Consider the following 15,911-nt stretch of genomic DNA (forward strand, 5'->3'; position numbering starts at 1 on the left):
ATTTTCTGTAAAAGTAAAATCAAAAAGAGTACTTCCGATGGGCCATGCCGGGAGTACTCTTTTTAATTCGGATCAGGTACTCGTTACGTACCAGCCTCCAATAATGTTTTACGATATTCCGCTGGCGTGATGCCCTCCATCTTTTTAAACACTTTGCTGAAATACTTTTCATCCTGAAATCCAACCATCTCCGAGATTTTGGCGACACGCAGGGAAGGATTTTGCAGTAAAAGCTTGGCGTTGTTGATCCGCAGTTTGCCCAGATATTCCGACCAGTTCAGACCAAATTGCTGTTTGAATTTGCGGGAGATATACTCCCGGCTCAGATAGAAACGCGCGGCAATCTGCTGCAAGGACAGGTCCTCCTGATAATGGGCGTCCATATAACGTGCAATCTCACTCATGGGATCAGGATTGGCGTGGTGATGAGCGGTGAGCGCCTTACCGGCCGCAAGCAGTCGTTGTTCCAACAATGAACGAAGCAGGGGGAAGGATAACAGTCCTTCAGCGTCCAAAGGTAACTCGGCAAAGGGAATAGACTGTTCCTCCGTCACTTCTTCCTCTTGGAATGACGAACCTGCCGTATCATCAAGCCAGCGGCTCAGCATCCATTCCAGCTCGTCGATCCATTGCTGGATCTGCTCAGCACTGACAACCTCAAGATCAGTAATCGGGTCAAGCCACTCGGCGGCCGCAGCAGATACACTGGAAGCCCGGCAGCTCATGGCTGCCATACGCAGGGGTTCTTCATGGGCGGTTAAACGCCTGATTTTATTCCCATTTGATGATTCCATTGAGGCATGGATTCGCTGTTTAATTTGCACAGCATTACGTCGCCACAGCCTTGAACTTGCTTCCAGATAGGCCGCTGAGATTCCGCCAGGATAAGACTCACAGGTGGAGATGCCAAAATGAAGCCGGCGCTGAATCGTCTGTTCCAATCCATGATTGACCTTGTCCAGAATATGTTCCAATGAAGTGGATGGACCCCAATGCAGCAGAACAATCTCGTCCGGTTGATCCAACTGACGAAACATTACGCCTTCGTCTGGTGTGGATAACATCTCGGCACCGATATTGAGCACGGAGAACACAAGCAGGTCCGGTTGACTGCGGTATTTTGCCAGACAATCTGCATCCAGGTGGGACAGGCTGGTGACAGCGACACTACAGACAGGGATTAGACAGGGGAGATTTAACTCATCCTGCAATCGCTGCATGTGTGAAGGGCTGCTGCCTCTTCCGACGACAAGTTCGGTGAGCAGTCGATCCTGGTAGTGGGGGCGCATTCGATTAACGACAATGGATTGCCTGGTGGATTGTATCCGAATGGCGTCCTCCTCTTCCCAAGCTGTAACGGCCTTTAATAGAGATGCATTCAGCTCATCTGCTTCCACAGGTTTCAGGAGGTAGTCCATACCACCATGTCTGATGGCATGCCTCACGAGTTCAAAATCAACATATCCACTAATGACCAGTACCTTGCTGTGTGGGGTATGAGCCGATATCCATTCAAGCAATGCCATACCGTCCTTTCCCGGCATACGCATGTCACTGAGTATGATTTGAGGTTGATGTGCCGTGATGGCGGCGATGGCTTCATCCCCGTCTGCTGCTTCAAGTAAAGTATCAATGCCAAACTCTTCCCAATGACCAAGCAACCTTATGGCGTCGCGGACATGTTTTTCATCATCTACAAGCAGTGCCTTCATGTTGTTCACTCTCCCGCGTATAGTTTAACCGTGATCTTCACACCATTGGGTTCCTGATTGTTGATCTCAAGCCTGGCTGAATGACCGGGGTGTGAGTTCAATTGAAGTCGGCGTATTACATTTCGTAGACCGATGGATTCAGACTCGTTGGATTCTTGTGTGGATAACCCGGTTGTTGTATGACTTTGATGCAGCCATCCGCGGATCTCCAGTAATTTATCTTCTGGTATGGAGGGGCCGTTATTATTCAGTTCTATTTCAATCCAATGATCATTGATCCGGCGGCTGGATAGGGATATGTGACCTTTGCCAGGCTGAATATCTGCTCCATGTTTGAAATAGTTCTCAATTAAAGGTTGTAACGTCATTCTTGGCATTTCGACAGACAGGGTATCTTCGGCAAAATCCAAATCCACCTCAAGGCGGTCACCAAACCGCTCCTGCTGCAGTTCCAGATATAACCGGGCATGCTCCGCCTCTTCGCGTAAAGTCACGCAGGTCTGATCCCGCATGCTGTAGCGCAGCATTTTGGACAGGCTAGAGAGTAGTGTATACGCCCGTTGTCCTTGCTGTTGAAGGGCAAGTGTACCTATGGATTGCAGTGTGTTATATAGAAAATGCGGATGAATCTGCGCTTGCAACGCTTTAAGCTGATTTGTTTTATTGGCGATTTCGAGTCGATATTCCCGCAAAATAAGATTATTTACCGTATCCATCATATCTCGGAAATGACGAGCGAGCACCCCGAATTCATCTCGGCTGGATAGATGGATATCCACATGCAGACGCCCGGCTTGAATCTGGTTCATATATCGCATAAGTTGCTTGAGCGGACCGGTGATTCGGATGGAGATGAATAAGGTTGCGACAATGACCAATACAAGTGCTGCAATGGCAATCATTGCGTTATTCCACGTAAGTGTGGTGGCTCTGGCATATAACGTCTCATTCGGAATCTGTTTGACGATGGTCCAGTCAGCGTACGTGCTGCCAAGTTGCTGGTATACATACATGGAACGATCCTGTTCAAAATGCCCTGCGACATTCTGGGCTGTACCTTCGCCAGATCGTGCGATATTCAGTTCACTAGCCGTTTCCTCTCGTAGTGCATCCGTATGATTGACCTCGGAACGCCCCTGGTAAATGATCTGATTCTGACCATCCACAACATAGATCTGTTCCTTAGCCGGATCATACAGCCTGCCACAGATTGCTGCAATGGTATTCATATTCAGATCAATGGCGAGTACACCCAGACGCTCAGTGGACGGAATATCCTTGATCACCCGATGCAGGGTAATGACCGTTCTTTCAGGATCATCGGGGGAAGCAGCCTTGAATCCGTACGTGTGACTCATATGTGCCGATTCCACCCAGATATCCGGGCTGTCACCACTTGTTTTTCCATGAAGCGAGCCGGAATAGGCCTGTTTGCGTTCCTCCCGCTTCGGAAAGGGATTGGTAATTAAGGTGGATTGATTGGCGGCAAAAGAGTGCAAATACAGCTGGAATACATCCGGCACAGCCGCGCGGATCGTCTGCAAAGTGGTGTACACCTCGGCAACCGCACGATAATCACCAGGAATCTTTGCCAAGTTACGCAGAAAGTTCGGGTCGTTATACACAGCGAGCGACGCTCGGGCCACGTTATCCACATAGTTATTGAGATTGGTGGACGCTTGGTAGATCAGACGTTTGTTCTCTTCAACAGCTTGTTCACGCAGGGCTGTCTTGGTCTGGATAAACGTCATGCTGATCGATGCGAGCAGCGGAAGGGTGGTAGCAATGAGCATAAAGGCAATTAATTTGGTGCGTATACTGTAGTATTTGGACATCGGAACACCCCTTCTGGTTGCAGGTTAAGAGAGGACAATATTTTACCCCCAACTGTTCACAAGGGTCGGTGTTTCCCTCGGCGATAATGGGGTTTAATAGAAAAAGAGACCAATTTCATCCATCTATAGAAGGGGAGAACGATATGAAGCATCGCAAATCTTCACAGCTGTTACAGCAGCTTGTGTTCGTGGGTCCCTCCATCGTGTTTTTTATTCTCATCATCGTGGTCCCTTTCCTGCTTGGCATGGTGTATTCCTTCACGGATTGGAACGGGGTATCCGAGAACATTAATTGGGTAGGGTTTGACAACTTCGTGCATGTTTTTGCGAATGATCCCAAGTTCCAAACGGCGTTTTGGTTTACGGTGCGCTTCACCGTGGTTGGTGTAGTACTGACCAATGTGATTGGCTTTTTCCTGGCGTATTTCCTGACCAAACCGCTTAAGACGAGAAACATTCTGCGTACGATCTTTTTTATGCCTAACGTGATCGGTGGGTTGTTGCTCGGCTTTATCTGGCAGTTCATATTTGTGAAAGGGTTTTCAGCAGTAGGCGATGTAACCGGCTGGTCCTTCTTCAACCTTCCTTGGCTGGGAGACGAACCAACCGCCTTCTGGGGAATCGTGATTGTGTTTGTATGGCAGACCGCAGGATATCTGATGGTCATCTACATCTCATCTCTGACAAATGTATCCCCTGATCTGCTGGAAGCCGCCGAGATTGATGGCGCAAGTCGCTGGCAGGTACTGCGGAGCATCATTCTTCCGCTCATTATGCCGGGTGTAACGATCTGTCTGTTCCTGGCGATCTCTTGGTCGTTCAAAATGTTCGATCTCAATCTGTCGCTAACCAAAGGTGGACCGTTCGGATCAACAGAATCGGTTGCACTTAATATTTACAATGAAGCCTTTGTGAATAACAGATATGGTATCGGAACCGCCAAAGCGCTCGTGTTCTTCGTAATCGTTGCCATCATCACCATGATTCAGGTACGTCTGACGAAGAGCAAGGAGGTAGAAGCCTAATGGAGACGACAAAAAATTACCGCTTCAGTACCATTGTAACCGAGATTGTCATGGTACTCCTTGGACTTTTATTCCTTGTTCCGTTTTACTTCCTGTTCGTGAATTCGGTCAAAACCTTCGGTGATCTGCTCACCAATTCGGCTGCATGGCCGGAAGTATTTCAGTGGGGCAATTATGCTAACGCTTGGGAGAAAATTAACTTCCCGTCCGCGCTGATGAACTCGCTTATCGTTACTGTGGTCAGCAATCTGTTGCTTGTGCTGATCAGTTCCATGGCCGCGTACCGAATGGTTCGCAACAATACCCGGTTCAACCGGATTTTGTTCGGCATGTTCATTGCAGCCATGGTGATTCCGTTCCAGTCTATCATGATTCCACTCGTTACTGTAACCAGTAATCTGGGATTGATCGACAGCCTTGGCGGCCTCATTATCTGTTATCTCGGTTTCGGGGCACCGATGTCGGTCTTCCTGTTCCATGGATTCGTGAAATCCGTCCCACTGGAGATTGAGGAAGCGGCTCGTGTGGATGGAAGCTCTGTCTACGGGGTGTTCTTCCGGATCGTATTTCCACTCATGAAACCGATGTATGTAACCGTCATCATTTTGAACACACTCTGGATTTGGAATGATTATCTGCTTCCATCCCTGATCCTGCAAAGCTCCAACCTGCGTACGATCCCAATTGCGACCTTTGCACTCTTCGGTCAATATACGAAGCAATGGGATCTGGCTTTGCCGGCACTTGTGCTCGGTATTATGCCGATTATTATCTTCTTCCTGCTGATGCAGAAATACATCATTCAGGGGATTACGGCTGGATCAGTTAAAGGGTGAGTGCGAGTGCAGGTCGCTCCGGGATCAAGTTGCGCTTTCGGTCGCTGTTGCTCCTCGGTGGCCTGAATGGATTGGGGCAAGGAAGCCACCGAGTATCAAAGGCGAACGCTCCGCTCCTCCATCGCATCCTGATCCCTCTGCTCCCACCTCGCATGGAGGTGTGCAAAGGGAGTCATGCCCGCATAGCTTGGGCATGACTCCTGGGGAAAAGAGCAATAAAGAGAAAAGACTGATAAAGAGAAATGACCAAGAAAGACGCTTGTAGAGCCAGGAACTTCTTCTGCAGAGTGAAGTGATGGTAAGCTCCTTTTTCAAAGCGCTAACGAATCCACCGCATCTTAATAGGTGGATAATCAAGGAATACAAATTGTAACGAATCTCAGCAACGTTATTCGGGTACAAAACGGCGTCAGAGCCTTGAAAATCGACCAAATCGACGAAATAACATCGCTGTGATTCGTTAGAATGGGAGCCTGTGCAAATAGGTGCGAATAACGTGCGCTCGGTTCGTTAGGATGAAAACACGCTTCAAGGGAAGGTTATTCTGTCATCGGAGTGCCAGTGTAAATATTCATTAGTGGAACTGTTATACTGAAACTACTATAGGGAGAGTGTATGTATGAAAAGAATGACCAAGTTGACGTTGCTTATGCTGATTGCTTTTTCGGTAATGCTCGCGGGTTGTGGCAATGGAGACAAGAGTGGCAGTCCGGTCAACACGGATGCTCAAGGTGGTGGAGAGGCTGCTGCTGGAGATAAAACCATTAAAATATTCCAATTTAAAGTCGAAATTGCGGAAGCGCTCAATCGTCTCAAAGCTGAATATGAATCCTCCCATCCAGGCGTCAAACTGGACATTCAAACTGTAGGTGGTGGCAGTGACTACGGTGCTGCATTAAAAGCCAAGTTTGCCGCTGGCGAACAACCGGACATTTTCAACGTAGGTGGTTATCGTGAGCTGGATACATGGCTTGAATATCTGGAAGATCTGTCTGGAGAAGCATGGGCGAAGGATGCACTCGAAGTAGCCAAAGAGCCAATGACCAAAGACGGCAAGCTCTACGGACAGCCGCTCGCGCTGGAGGGTTATGGTTTCATTTATAACAAAGACCTCTTCCAAAAAGCAGGTATTACCGAAATTCCAACGACACTGGAACAATTGGATCAAGCTGCACAGAAACTTCAGGCCGCAGGCATTACGCCTTTCTCGAACGGATATCAGGAGTGGTGGGTGCTGGGCAATCATAACGTAAACGTCGCATTTGCAAATCAGGCAGATCCGGTGAAATTCATCCAAGGACTCAATGAAAGTACGGAGAAAATTCCTGGCAACCAAGTGTTCGCCGACTGGATCAACTTGCTCGACTTAACGTTGAAATATAGCAACAAAAACCCACTGACAACCGACTACAATACGCAAGTTACGTTGTTTGCGAGTGGAGAAGCGGCGATGATGCAACAAGGGAACTGGACTCAAGTACAGATCGATGGAATCGATCCGGATCTGAATCTGGGTATCCTCCCAATGCCAATTAACAATGAACCTAATGACAAATTGTTTGTCGGCGTGCCGAACTATTGGGTTGTGAACAAGAACTCTCAAGTGAAACCGGAAGCAAAAGAGTTTTTGGAGTGGCTCGTAACTTCGGATATCGGGAAACAATACATGACGAAAGAATTCAAATTCATCCCGGCGTTCAGTTCCATCACGGCATCCGAAGAGGATCTGGGTGACCTCGCCACAGAGATCATGAAGTATAGCCAGGAAAATAAAACACTCAGCTGGAACTTCAACCGTTTCCCTGAAGGGGTTCCACAAGAGTACGGCAGCACAATTCAGGCTTACGTTGCAGGCAAATCGGATAAAGCCGGATTGCTCGATGCGTTGCAACAGAACTGGGATAGTCTGAAAAAATAATCTGGATCATGGACGGTATCCACAGGTTACCGAAAACTGTTCAAAATTTTTGGATAGAAAAGTTAGTCTATCTGATATATAAGTTAATTTAAACAGGCCAACCAAAAATTTTATTCTGGTTGGCCTGTTTTTGTTTTTCCGAGGAGCTAAAAAGTGCTTACTGGAAAAATGATAGATGGTAATATCCCTGAAATGTGGATAACCCAAAAGCAGTTTAACGATCTCATGACGTATTTAACACAGAGTTAATACTATATGTGGATATCCTGTGTGTATAATGACCTAAATGTGGACAAGTAACGAGAAGCTTAAGCCAGAGAGGATCTTTTGTTAACAGAAGTACTTGTTTTCAATTGACTAGTACTGTATAGTTCTAAATATGACAAATCCAAAAATGAACACAGGACCTGCCAAATCCAAGAGTTCCAATCCGGTGAACCGGACCAAGGCAGTTGAAGTGGCGGCACAATTATTTCTGCGTCAGGGGTACAGCTACGTCAGCATGGATGAGGTCGTGCGAGTGAGTGGGGTATCCAAGTCAAATATTTATTATCATTTTAAAAACAAGGAGGAACTGCTTCAGGCCGTGGTACAATACTGGATTGCCCAGTATGAGTCGGAGCTGTATCTGCTGCTCAGTCAGCGTGAGCGAGGAGTGGAGGAGCGTATCTACTCATTCATGGCATTACTGTCGGCAGGTATTGAGGGCCGAAATTACGAAGGGAGCTGTCCTTTTGTTACGTTATATATGCAGACACCGGATAGTGCACCCCAAGTGAAAGAGAGCATATCCAGATTCTTTCGTGAGCTTAGACCTATGGTGGAGAAGTTGTTTCAGCAAGGTTTGGATCGCGGTGAATTCCGCAAAGAAATCGAACCGGGGCCAGCTGCGTTGTTGTTTATTGCAGCACTGGAAGGTTCGCTAATCCTAGCGGGAACTGCCCGTGATGTTGGGATTATAGAACAATCGGCGCGTACGTTTTGTCAGATACTTCGTTAATCGAAGCTCTTTTTTTGAATATAACTAGTACTATGTAGTACTAAAAAGGAGCCGTAACAGAATGATTATACATACTAACCGTGTATCCAATGAAGAAAACGCAGCAGCAAATTCAACAAATATGAATCAGGTAATAAGCAAGTCTGATATTGCAGCTACGACCATTTTTATGACAGGTAGTACAGGTTTTATCGGCAAAGAAACGGTCAAACAACTCACGCAGGGAGACGCACAATTGCTCTTGTTGGTTCGTTCGGAACAGCGAGCCAGAACGGTGCTGAAGGCTTACGGAGTGAAGGATTTCGACCGAATTACATTTATTACGGGTGATTTATCCCATTCGGGTCTTGGAATGACTACAGCGGATCGGGAGCGTGCTCTTGAAGCAAATGTAATCATGCATGCGGGTGGAACCATGGACGTTACCTTGGACCGAAAAGTAGCAGAGCAGATATTTATGAACGGGGCCAGAGAAGTGGCACAGCTTGCAAGGGAAATCCACTGTAACCACGGATTAAGACACTTTATCCACGTTGTTGGTTATATGAGTCCTTATGGAGAGCGGAATGCACAGGGGAATTATCTACAGGTTGAGCATGTGGATAACAATGAAAGTGCGTATGAAGAGATGAAGTTTCATGCCGATCTGCATATTCGCGAGCATGCAGAGCAGCATAACTATCCCTTATCCGTTGTGAATCCGAGTACAGTGGTTGGACCGCGTCCCACCGGTGAAACCGAGCAAACGGGTGGGATTGGCCTGCTCATTCAGGCGATTCAGAAAGGACTTATGCCGGTCGTGCCGGGAGGTTCATCCTATTGGTTACCGCTTGTGGAGAATGACATTGTTGCACAGACGCTTGTTTTTCTATCGAGGGAAACCGCTCCAGTCGGAGGAACCTATCCACTATTGGCGCGGAAGGAAAACAGTCCCAATATGAAGGAACTGTTGCAGCTTCTGGCACAGCAATTGGACGTACCCAAGCCCAAAGGGGCTGTGCCATTACCATGGATTCAATGGATCATGAAATCTGGGGGCACACGCATCAGTGGTGTTCCAGCGGAGTCGGTTGCTTTTATTACCAACAGGTCATTCCCGGTTGAAGAGACGGAGGCTCTGTTCACACGTATGGGGCAATCCTGGCCGGACATAAGGGAACAGCTTCCGCTGGTTACAGCCGATCTGGACTATCGTCTTCGTTATACGCCGCTACCTGAGGGTTTTCCGACAGATTATATTCGGTCGCGGAGCGGAAATATGGCTATGCTTGGTTGGGAGGGTGAGGGAGAGCCTTGGATTATTGTACATGGTTTGCTTCAATCTGCGGATGAGATGTTACCTTTGGGACAACAGCTTAGGGAACGTACTGGAAACCCGGTATGGTTAATCGATCTCGCTGGATTTGGACGGTCCCCTGTACATCAGGGGGATGAAGCATTTGAAGGTCAGGTTGTTGCATTGCTTCAGGCGCTCGGTGAGTTTGAAGGTCCGGTGCAGCTGGTGGGTCATTCGATCGGTGCAGCTATTGCAGCTGCGGCACATATGCGTAGCGGGCGGACAGACATTCGGTTGGGGTTGCTTCAGCCAGTGGCTAACAATTCGAATCCGAATGTGCTGAGATGGATTTCGCGTTTGCCAAGAGGGCTGATGCGCTCTCTGCTGCGTGGCAGATCGGAGAAAAGTTGGATTCAAATGTTCAGTGCCTATAGCGGCGTAGGCGACGGCAGTGTTATGGCCCATACCATGGGCAAGAGAATACGTTCCAGTCTCCAATCCCCTCGCATTGCAGGAGCGCATGCAGACTTGTTGCGCTGGATCCACTCGGGTCAGAGGAAAGGCGCCAGATCAACGTTGTGGGCGAAAATGGAAAGTCAGCATTATGCCAAGAATGCGCTGGTCGTATGGGCCAAGGAAGATCCGGAATATCACTATCCCCGGGATATGAACCCGAAGATCAAACGCATAGATGTGCCCTATGGGCATTACTTTCCGACGTTTCAGTATAAGGAAACAGCTGTAATCCTCGCTGAATGGTTTGATAACGTTAGATGAGTTCAGATTCGGTTCGGATATGCAGGAATCCCGTGTAAACTGTCGAAAGGGTCAAGTCGAGTTGTGAAGAGATGAACCAAAGACAGGAGAGATGAATGTATGAGTCAGCAACGTGTGGAGATTAGTAAAAATGTACTAATCGAGTGTCTAGGACTACGTAGCGGAGAGAATCTGGTGGTTGTCGCAGACGATATGAAACGGGATTTGGCCGAATCCATCTATGAGGCAGGCAAAGCACTTGGAGCAGAATCAGTCCTATTAATCATGAAGGAACGCAGCAGATCCGGCGAAGAGCCGCCTGCGCCAATCGCGGATGCCATGATTCGGGCAGATGTAGCCGTGTGTGTAACGCGATATTCATTAACGCATACCCAAGCACGCAAACAAGCCGCTGCATCAGGGACCCGAGTGGCAACCATGCCTGGCATGACAGAGGAAATGTTTGTGAACGGAGCAATTACGGCTGAATACTCACAAGTAAAGGCATTAACCGAGAAGGTGACAGCTCTATTAACTGCAGGTCGTCATGTACGAATAGAGAAGCAGGGGCATAGTCTGTCCTTTTCCATTGAAGATCGTAACGGTGTACCGAGCACAGGCATGTACTTGAACCCCGGTGAATCAGGCAATTTGCCATCTGGAGAAGCCTATATTGCTCCGGTTGAGGGTAAAGGCGAAGGCCGTATTGTTGTAGATGGCTCCGTTGCTGGGATCGGTGCACTTCGTGAACCGATGATATTAACCGTCAAGGGAGGACGTTTAGTTTCAGCTGAAGGCCCGGATGGGGCACAATTACTGGCAACACTTGGCGAGGGGGATGGTCGCTTTCTCGGCGAATTCGGAATTGGAACCAATAACAAGGCGAGAATCACGGGTGTAGTGCTGGAAGATGAGAAAGTGTATGGTACGATTCATGTGGCTTTTGGCAGCAATAATACATTCGGTGGAACGATTGCCGCCGGTGTGCATATCGATGCAGTTGTGCAAAAGCCGGATGTGTATATCGATGATAAGCTGATTATGCGTCAGGGTGAACTGGTGGAATAACCAGAGTGAAGGAAATCAGGCATGTCCACAACGTGTCCACAGTAATGGATAACTGGGGCGAAAATTCAGATTTTACGTCAGATTTACAAACAAATACACAACATGTCCACATTAAAATAATGAATATCCACATGAAATGCTAAACATATCCACAGCATGTGTGCAATATGTGCACAACTTATCCACAAATCAGGTATAACTCATGTTTTCACTCCATAAAACAGCCCTTTTGGAGCGAAAATATAAGTTATCCACAGAAATTCCGTTTTTTTGTTCCAAGTATTTGAAAACATAGAAACAGATCCATAATATATGGGGATAAAAAAGACCAAAAATCGGTATAAAGCTGATCTTTGGTCTTTTTTTTGAATATAATTTTTCAATCCTATGTCAGGTTACTTACGCTCAATATTAAAACGATTAACTTCCACCACCCTCCACAACAGGGCAAATGAACAGAGCGGAGACAGCAACCGTAATGCAACGTCTGTTGAAGTTGGCAAAATTGATCTGAAGCCTAAACATTTGGTCAAAAATAACCGATACACCAAAGTAACATCTAATGGGACGAAAGTAGTCTGATTATACGGAATGAGAGGATATGGGGATAACTATGGACGAGGGAATGCAATATATTAATTTTTCGGTAGGAGACCAGATCTTTGCACTACGAATCGATGAAGTTCATGAGATCATCAGAATGGTGCAGGTGACAACAGTTCCATTTGGAAGCCCGGAGATCCGAGGTTTTGCTTCGCTGTACGGTAAGGTCGTTTCAGTGGTGAGTCTTCGTGTATTGTTAGGCATGCCAGACCAGGAGGATACCTCTTCTACACGTATTATTGTGGTGCCTTACAAAGGTGGATTTGTACCGCTGATCGTAGATATGGTCGATTCTGTCGTAAGTTACGATCGTTTCGAGGAACCCGCTGAGGAACACCGCCGTTTCATGCTTGGCGTTTTTGACAAAATCGGGTTCTGTGAAGATCATCGTGCAGGTATTTTGAACCTGGATGTATTACTGGGCAGCTTGATCAGATCATAGGAGTATAACAATCCGTAATTCTTTCAATATTCAGTATTATCCTTCGGTTGACCCAAATGTTCCTCATCCGCTTTTCGGGAGAAGGGACATTTTTTTGTGCCTCTAGGGCGTTTTGAGACACCCCCTAACCATCGAAATAACCACTTTTTATGGGCAAAGGTTTTTAAATCCGGTCATTTTCGTATATGATGGAGAGTAACAATGCGAAGGGATGACGGGAGACTTTAATGATGCAATCGCTGTATGGAGTATGGCTTGGTGACGTATTTTTTTGTTTTTCCGGTGAAACATCGGAACCACGTGTGGATGCATGGAGCCACGTGGTAAGAAGGTTGAATTTTGGCGACGGGGGTCGTCTGTTTCAGCCTGCCGCTCTGCGTCTTGCGGAGCTGCGCTGGCCGAATCCGCTGAGGAACACGGCTGAAGCGAAGAACACGAAGCGGCGTCAACTGCTGGGGCGCACATTGGAAGGATTGGCAGTCTCGCCTAAGGATGCCTTCAGGTTGCTGCTGCAATGGGATGACCGTTTGTTAAATGCAGCCGGAATTCAGGTTGGAGAAGAGATGCGTTACTGGATCAAAGCAGCGCAGTTCACACAGGAGCTGCTGTTGCGGGGAGCAATTGCTCCATCGGCTGAATTCGCAGCAAAGACCGGAGCACGGCGACGGACCGGGCAAGAGACATTAACAGGCGTATGGCGGCCACGCTTGCAGCAGGAGGAGGACATCGAACGCTTCCGCGATCTTGCTGAAGCGATGCCTCCGATTGGGTTGGCTGCTCCTGGAGCTTATGCTTCATTGGAACCGGAAACGCGTGAAGAAGCAGGGGCTGCGGTATTATTTTCATTCATGAGTGGCATGATTCATGCTGTAGTGACAAGTGAACTGGAGGGCATGGACAGTGAGCTGTCCCGTTACCGCACCCCATATCGACGAGGATCTTCGCCAGTAGCCGAACTCTGGTGGAACAGTCTGATCTCGATGTTCCGTCCTGTGACGGTGCAAGGGCCGACGGACGATATGACAGCGTTTATTCATACGTTGCAAGAAGTTGGTGGAACGTCAATGCCAATCGTGGGAGCAGAAGAGATGGCACCTGCTGAAGGCCAATTGAAGCTGGTGCTCCGCTTGGAGCCTCCACTGGGCGAACATGAAACGATCTGGGGAATAAGCTTTTGGGTGGACAGTGAGCAGGAACCAAGCCTGAGGTTGCCTGCACGGACTATCTGGGCACATCCAGAGCGAGATCTGGACCGGGGGAAGGTGTTATATACCTCGGCGGCAGAGCAATTATTGATGGCACTCGGGCAAGCAGCAGAACTGGCACCTGAACTGGAGACGGCGCTGCTTACCGCCCGTCCGGAGGAAATTAAGCTGGAGCAGCAGGGTTTCTTTGAATTTCTCACGCATGCGGTTCCACGTTTGCAGAAGGCCGGGATAACCGTTCTCATGCCTTCAAGGTGGAGTCGTGCCGGGAAACGTCGTGCGGGACTGCGTCTGCAGATGTTGAATCGGGGAACAGAGCGGTTGCCTGGAGCCACATCGGCACTGGGCATGGAACAATTGGTTGCTTTCAAGACGGAGCCTATGCTGGATGGGAAACCGGTCACGGCGGAGGAACTGGCAGCACTGGCTGAATCCACAGTTCCGTATGTTATGTTCCGCGGTGAATGGATTGAAGTGGATACAAAAGAGATTCGCCAAGTCCTGCGTTATATGAAAAAAGAAGAAGAACAATATATGCCTCTCTCCGAATGGCTGCATCTGGCAGCGGATGAAGGGGAGGATTCCGCATGGAAGGGCCTTTCCGTCTTTGGCGCCGAATCTGATGGGATGCTTGCTTTCCTGCTCGATGGACAGGTGCTTCGCAGCATAGAGCCTCGTCAGGTTCCGGCAGAATTGCATGGTGAACTAAGACCTTATCAGGAACGAGGTTACCAATGGTTATCCGCGATGCGTGAGCTGGGCTTTGGCGTATGTCTGGCGGACGATATGGGACTTGGGAAGACCATTCAGGTAATTACCTGTCTGCTGGACCGCAAACACGAGGAACGCCAGGCAGCTGAAGAGGAAGCCCGTGAGAATGAGCTGTTGAATGGATTGGATGATTCTTTCCCGGCGGATCAGCACGCGAATGAGCAGCCTGTTCATCTGCCAGCACTTATTGTGTGTCCTACCTCGCTGCTTGGAAACTGGCAGCGTGAGCTGAAGCGGTTTGCCCCGGATCTGTCGCTGTACATTCATCATGGCGGACAACGGTTGCACGGGAATGATTTTCAGGCAGAAGCGCAGACGCATGACATTGTACTGACGACCTATCATCTGGCAGGCAGAGATGGCCCGGATCTGGCTTCGTTGCACTGGTCCACCATAGTGCTGGATGAGGCACAATATATTAAGAACTACCGTACCAAACAAGCGCAAAGTGTCATGCGCCTGTCTACACTTCACCGTATTGCGATGACGGGAACGCCTGTAGAGAACCGGCTGAGCGAACTTTGGTCGATCTTCCAGTTTCTCAATCCGGGGTATCTGGGCACAGCTTCATCGTTCCGCCAGCGGTATACGGGACTGGGGCCATCCGAAGAAAATGCAGCATCCTTGCGTGAACTTCATCGACTGGTATCTCCATTCATGCTGCGCAGGCTGAAGAGTGATCCGGATATTCGCAAGGATCTGCCAGAGAAGCTTGAACTGAAATCCTATTGTTCCCTGACGCCGGAGCAGACGGTGTTGTATCAGCGTGTAGTGGATGATCTGATGGGTGGTTTGGACGGCAGAAATGGCATTGCCCGGAAGGGGATTGTTCTGTCCTCCCTGACCAAGCTCAAGCAGATCTGTGATCATCCGGTGCTGGCGGACAGCAATCGGAAAGACCATGGCAAGGCAGAGGCATCTGGTAAGATGGAACGTTTGCTTGAACTGCTGGACGCCATCCGTGATAACGGGGAATCGGCTCTGATCTTCACGCAGTATGTTGCTATGGGAGATCTGTTGGTATCGAGGTTGAAACAGCGATATGAGGAAGAACCTTATTTCCTGCATGGTGGTGTGTCGAAAGCGCAAAGAGATGATATGGTGGAGACTTTCCAAAAAGGAGAGGGGCCGTCCATGTTTGTTCTATCTCTTCGTGCCGGAGGTGTAGGTCTGAATCTGACACGCGCGAGTCATGTCGTTCACTATGATCGGTGGTGGAATCCTGCGGTTGAGAATCAGGCAACGGATCGTGTATTCCGAATTGGACAGAATCGCAACGTGCAGGTGCATAAGTTGATCTGTCAGGGAACACTGGAAGAACGGATTGATGAGCTGATCGAAAGTAAGAAGGCACTCTCCGAGCAGGTCGTTGGTTCGGGTGAGAATTGGCTGACCGAGATGTCGGATGATGAGCTGCGTGGTCTGATCTCTCTTCAGGGTGAGACGTGGCTGTGACCTTGAACA

The 15,911-nt window shown here is 48.5% G+C and carries 10 protein-coding genes; 8 read left to right on the plus strand and 2 right to left on the minus strand.

Annotation, left to right across the window (positions count from 1 at the left end; translation table 11 throughout):
- Window positions 1-83 precede the first annotated feature (83 nt).
- Both AC4E8D_RS02910 and AC4E8D_RS02915 read right to left on the minus strand, forming a co-directional pair.
- Entirely contained in the window at window positions 84-1,712 is a 1,629-nt protein-coding gene (locus tag AC4E8D_RS02910) for a response regulator (RefSeq protein WP_490205818.1), read from the minus strand.
- A 5-nt stretch (window positions 1,713-1,717) separates the two neighbouring features.
- Window positions 1,718-3,547 (minus strand): cache domain-containing sensor histidine kinase, encoded by a 1,830-nt coding sequence (locus AC4E8D_RS02915; protein ID WP_339181604.1) that lies wholly within the window; start codon window positions 3,545-3,547, stop codon window positions 1,718-1,720.
- 143 nt (window positions 3,548-3,690) lie between these two features.
- Here AC4E8D_RS02915 and AC4E8D_RS02920 point away from each other — a divergent pair, with 143 nt between their 5' ends.
- From AC4E8D_RS02920 to AC4E8D_RS02955, 8 genes are all read left to right on the plus strand, one after another.
- Window positions 3,691-4,572 carry a carbohydrate ABC transporter permease gene (locus AC4E8D_RS02920; RefSeq protein ID WP_036607341.1) on the plus strand — a complete coding sequence of 294 codons (882 nt, stop codon included), beginning with the start codon at window positions 3,691-3,693 and terminating at the stop codon, window positions 4,570-4,572.
- Window positions 4,572-5,408, plus strand: coding sequence for a carbohydrate ABC transporter permease (locus AC4E8D_RS02925; protein ID WP_339181606.1), 837 nt, complete (start codon window positions 4,572-4,574; stop codon window positions 5,406-5,408). The genes AC4E8D_RS02920 and AC4E8D_RS02925 overlap by 1 nt, the downstream gene beginning before the upstream one ends.
- A gap of 619 nt (window positions 5,409-6,027) precedes the next feature.
- The gene (locus AC4E8D_RS02930; RefSeq protein ID WP_237177715.1) at window positions 6,028-7,326 is read left to right on the plus strand and encodes an ABC transporter substrate-binding protein; all 1,299 of its coding nucleotides are present in this window, start codon (window positions 6,028-6,030) and stop codon (window positions 7,324-7,326) included.
- 433 nt (window positions 7,327-7,759) lie between these two features.
- Entirely contained in the window at window positions 7,760-8,326 is a 567-nt protein-coding gene (locus AC4E8D_RS02935) for a TetR/AcrR family transcriptional regulator (protein WP_339185308.1), read from the plus strand.
- Window positions 8,327-8,387: 61 nt separating this feature from the next.
- Window positions 8,388-10,379 carry an alpha/beta fold hydrolase gene (locus AC4E8D_RS02940; RefSeq protein WP_339181611.1) on the plus strand — a complete coding sequence of 664 codons (1,992 nt, stop codon included), beginning with the start codon at window positions 8,388-8,390 and terminating at the stop codon, window positions 10,377-10,379.
- Between the two features lie 99 nt (window positions 10,380-10,478).
- Window positions 10,479-11,426 (plus strand): aminopeptidase, encoded by a 948-nt coding sequence (locus AC4E8D_RS02945; protein ID WP_490205819.1) that lies wholly within the window; start codon window positions 10,479-10,481, stop codon window positions 11,424-11,426.
- 625 nt (window positions 11,427-12,051) lie between these two features.
- Entirely contained in the window at window positions 12,052-12,471 is a 420-nt protein-coding gene (locus tag AC4E8D_RS02950; RefSeq protein WP_164783412.1) for a chemotaxis protein CheW, read from the plus strand.
- A gap of 227 nt (window positions 12,472-12,698) precedes the next feature.
- Entirely contained in the window at window positions 12,699-15,902 is a 3,204-nt protein-coding gene (locus tag AC4E8D_RS02955) for a DEAD/DEAH box helicase (protein ID WP_339181617.1), read from the plus strand.
- Window positions 15,903-15,911: the final 9 nt, after the last annotated feature.

This window comes from Paenibacillus sp. SRL342 (genome assembly GCF_984798905.1).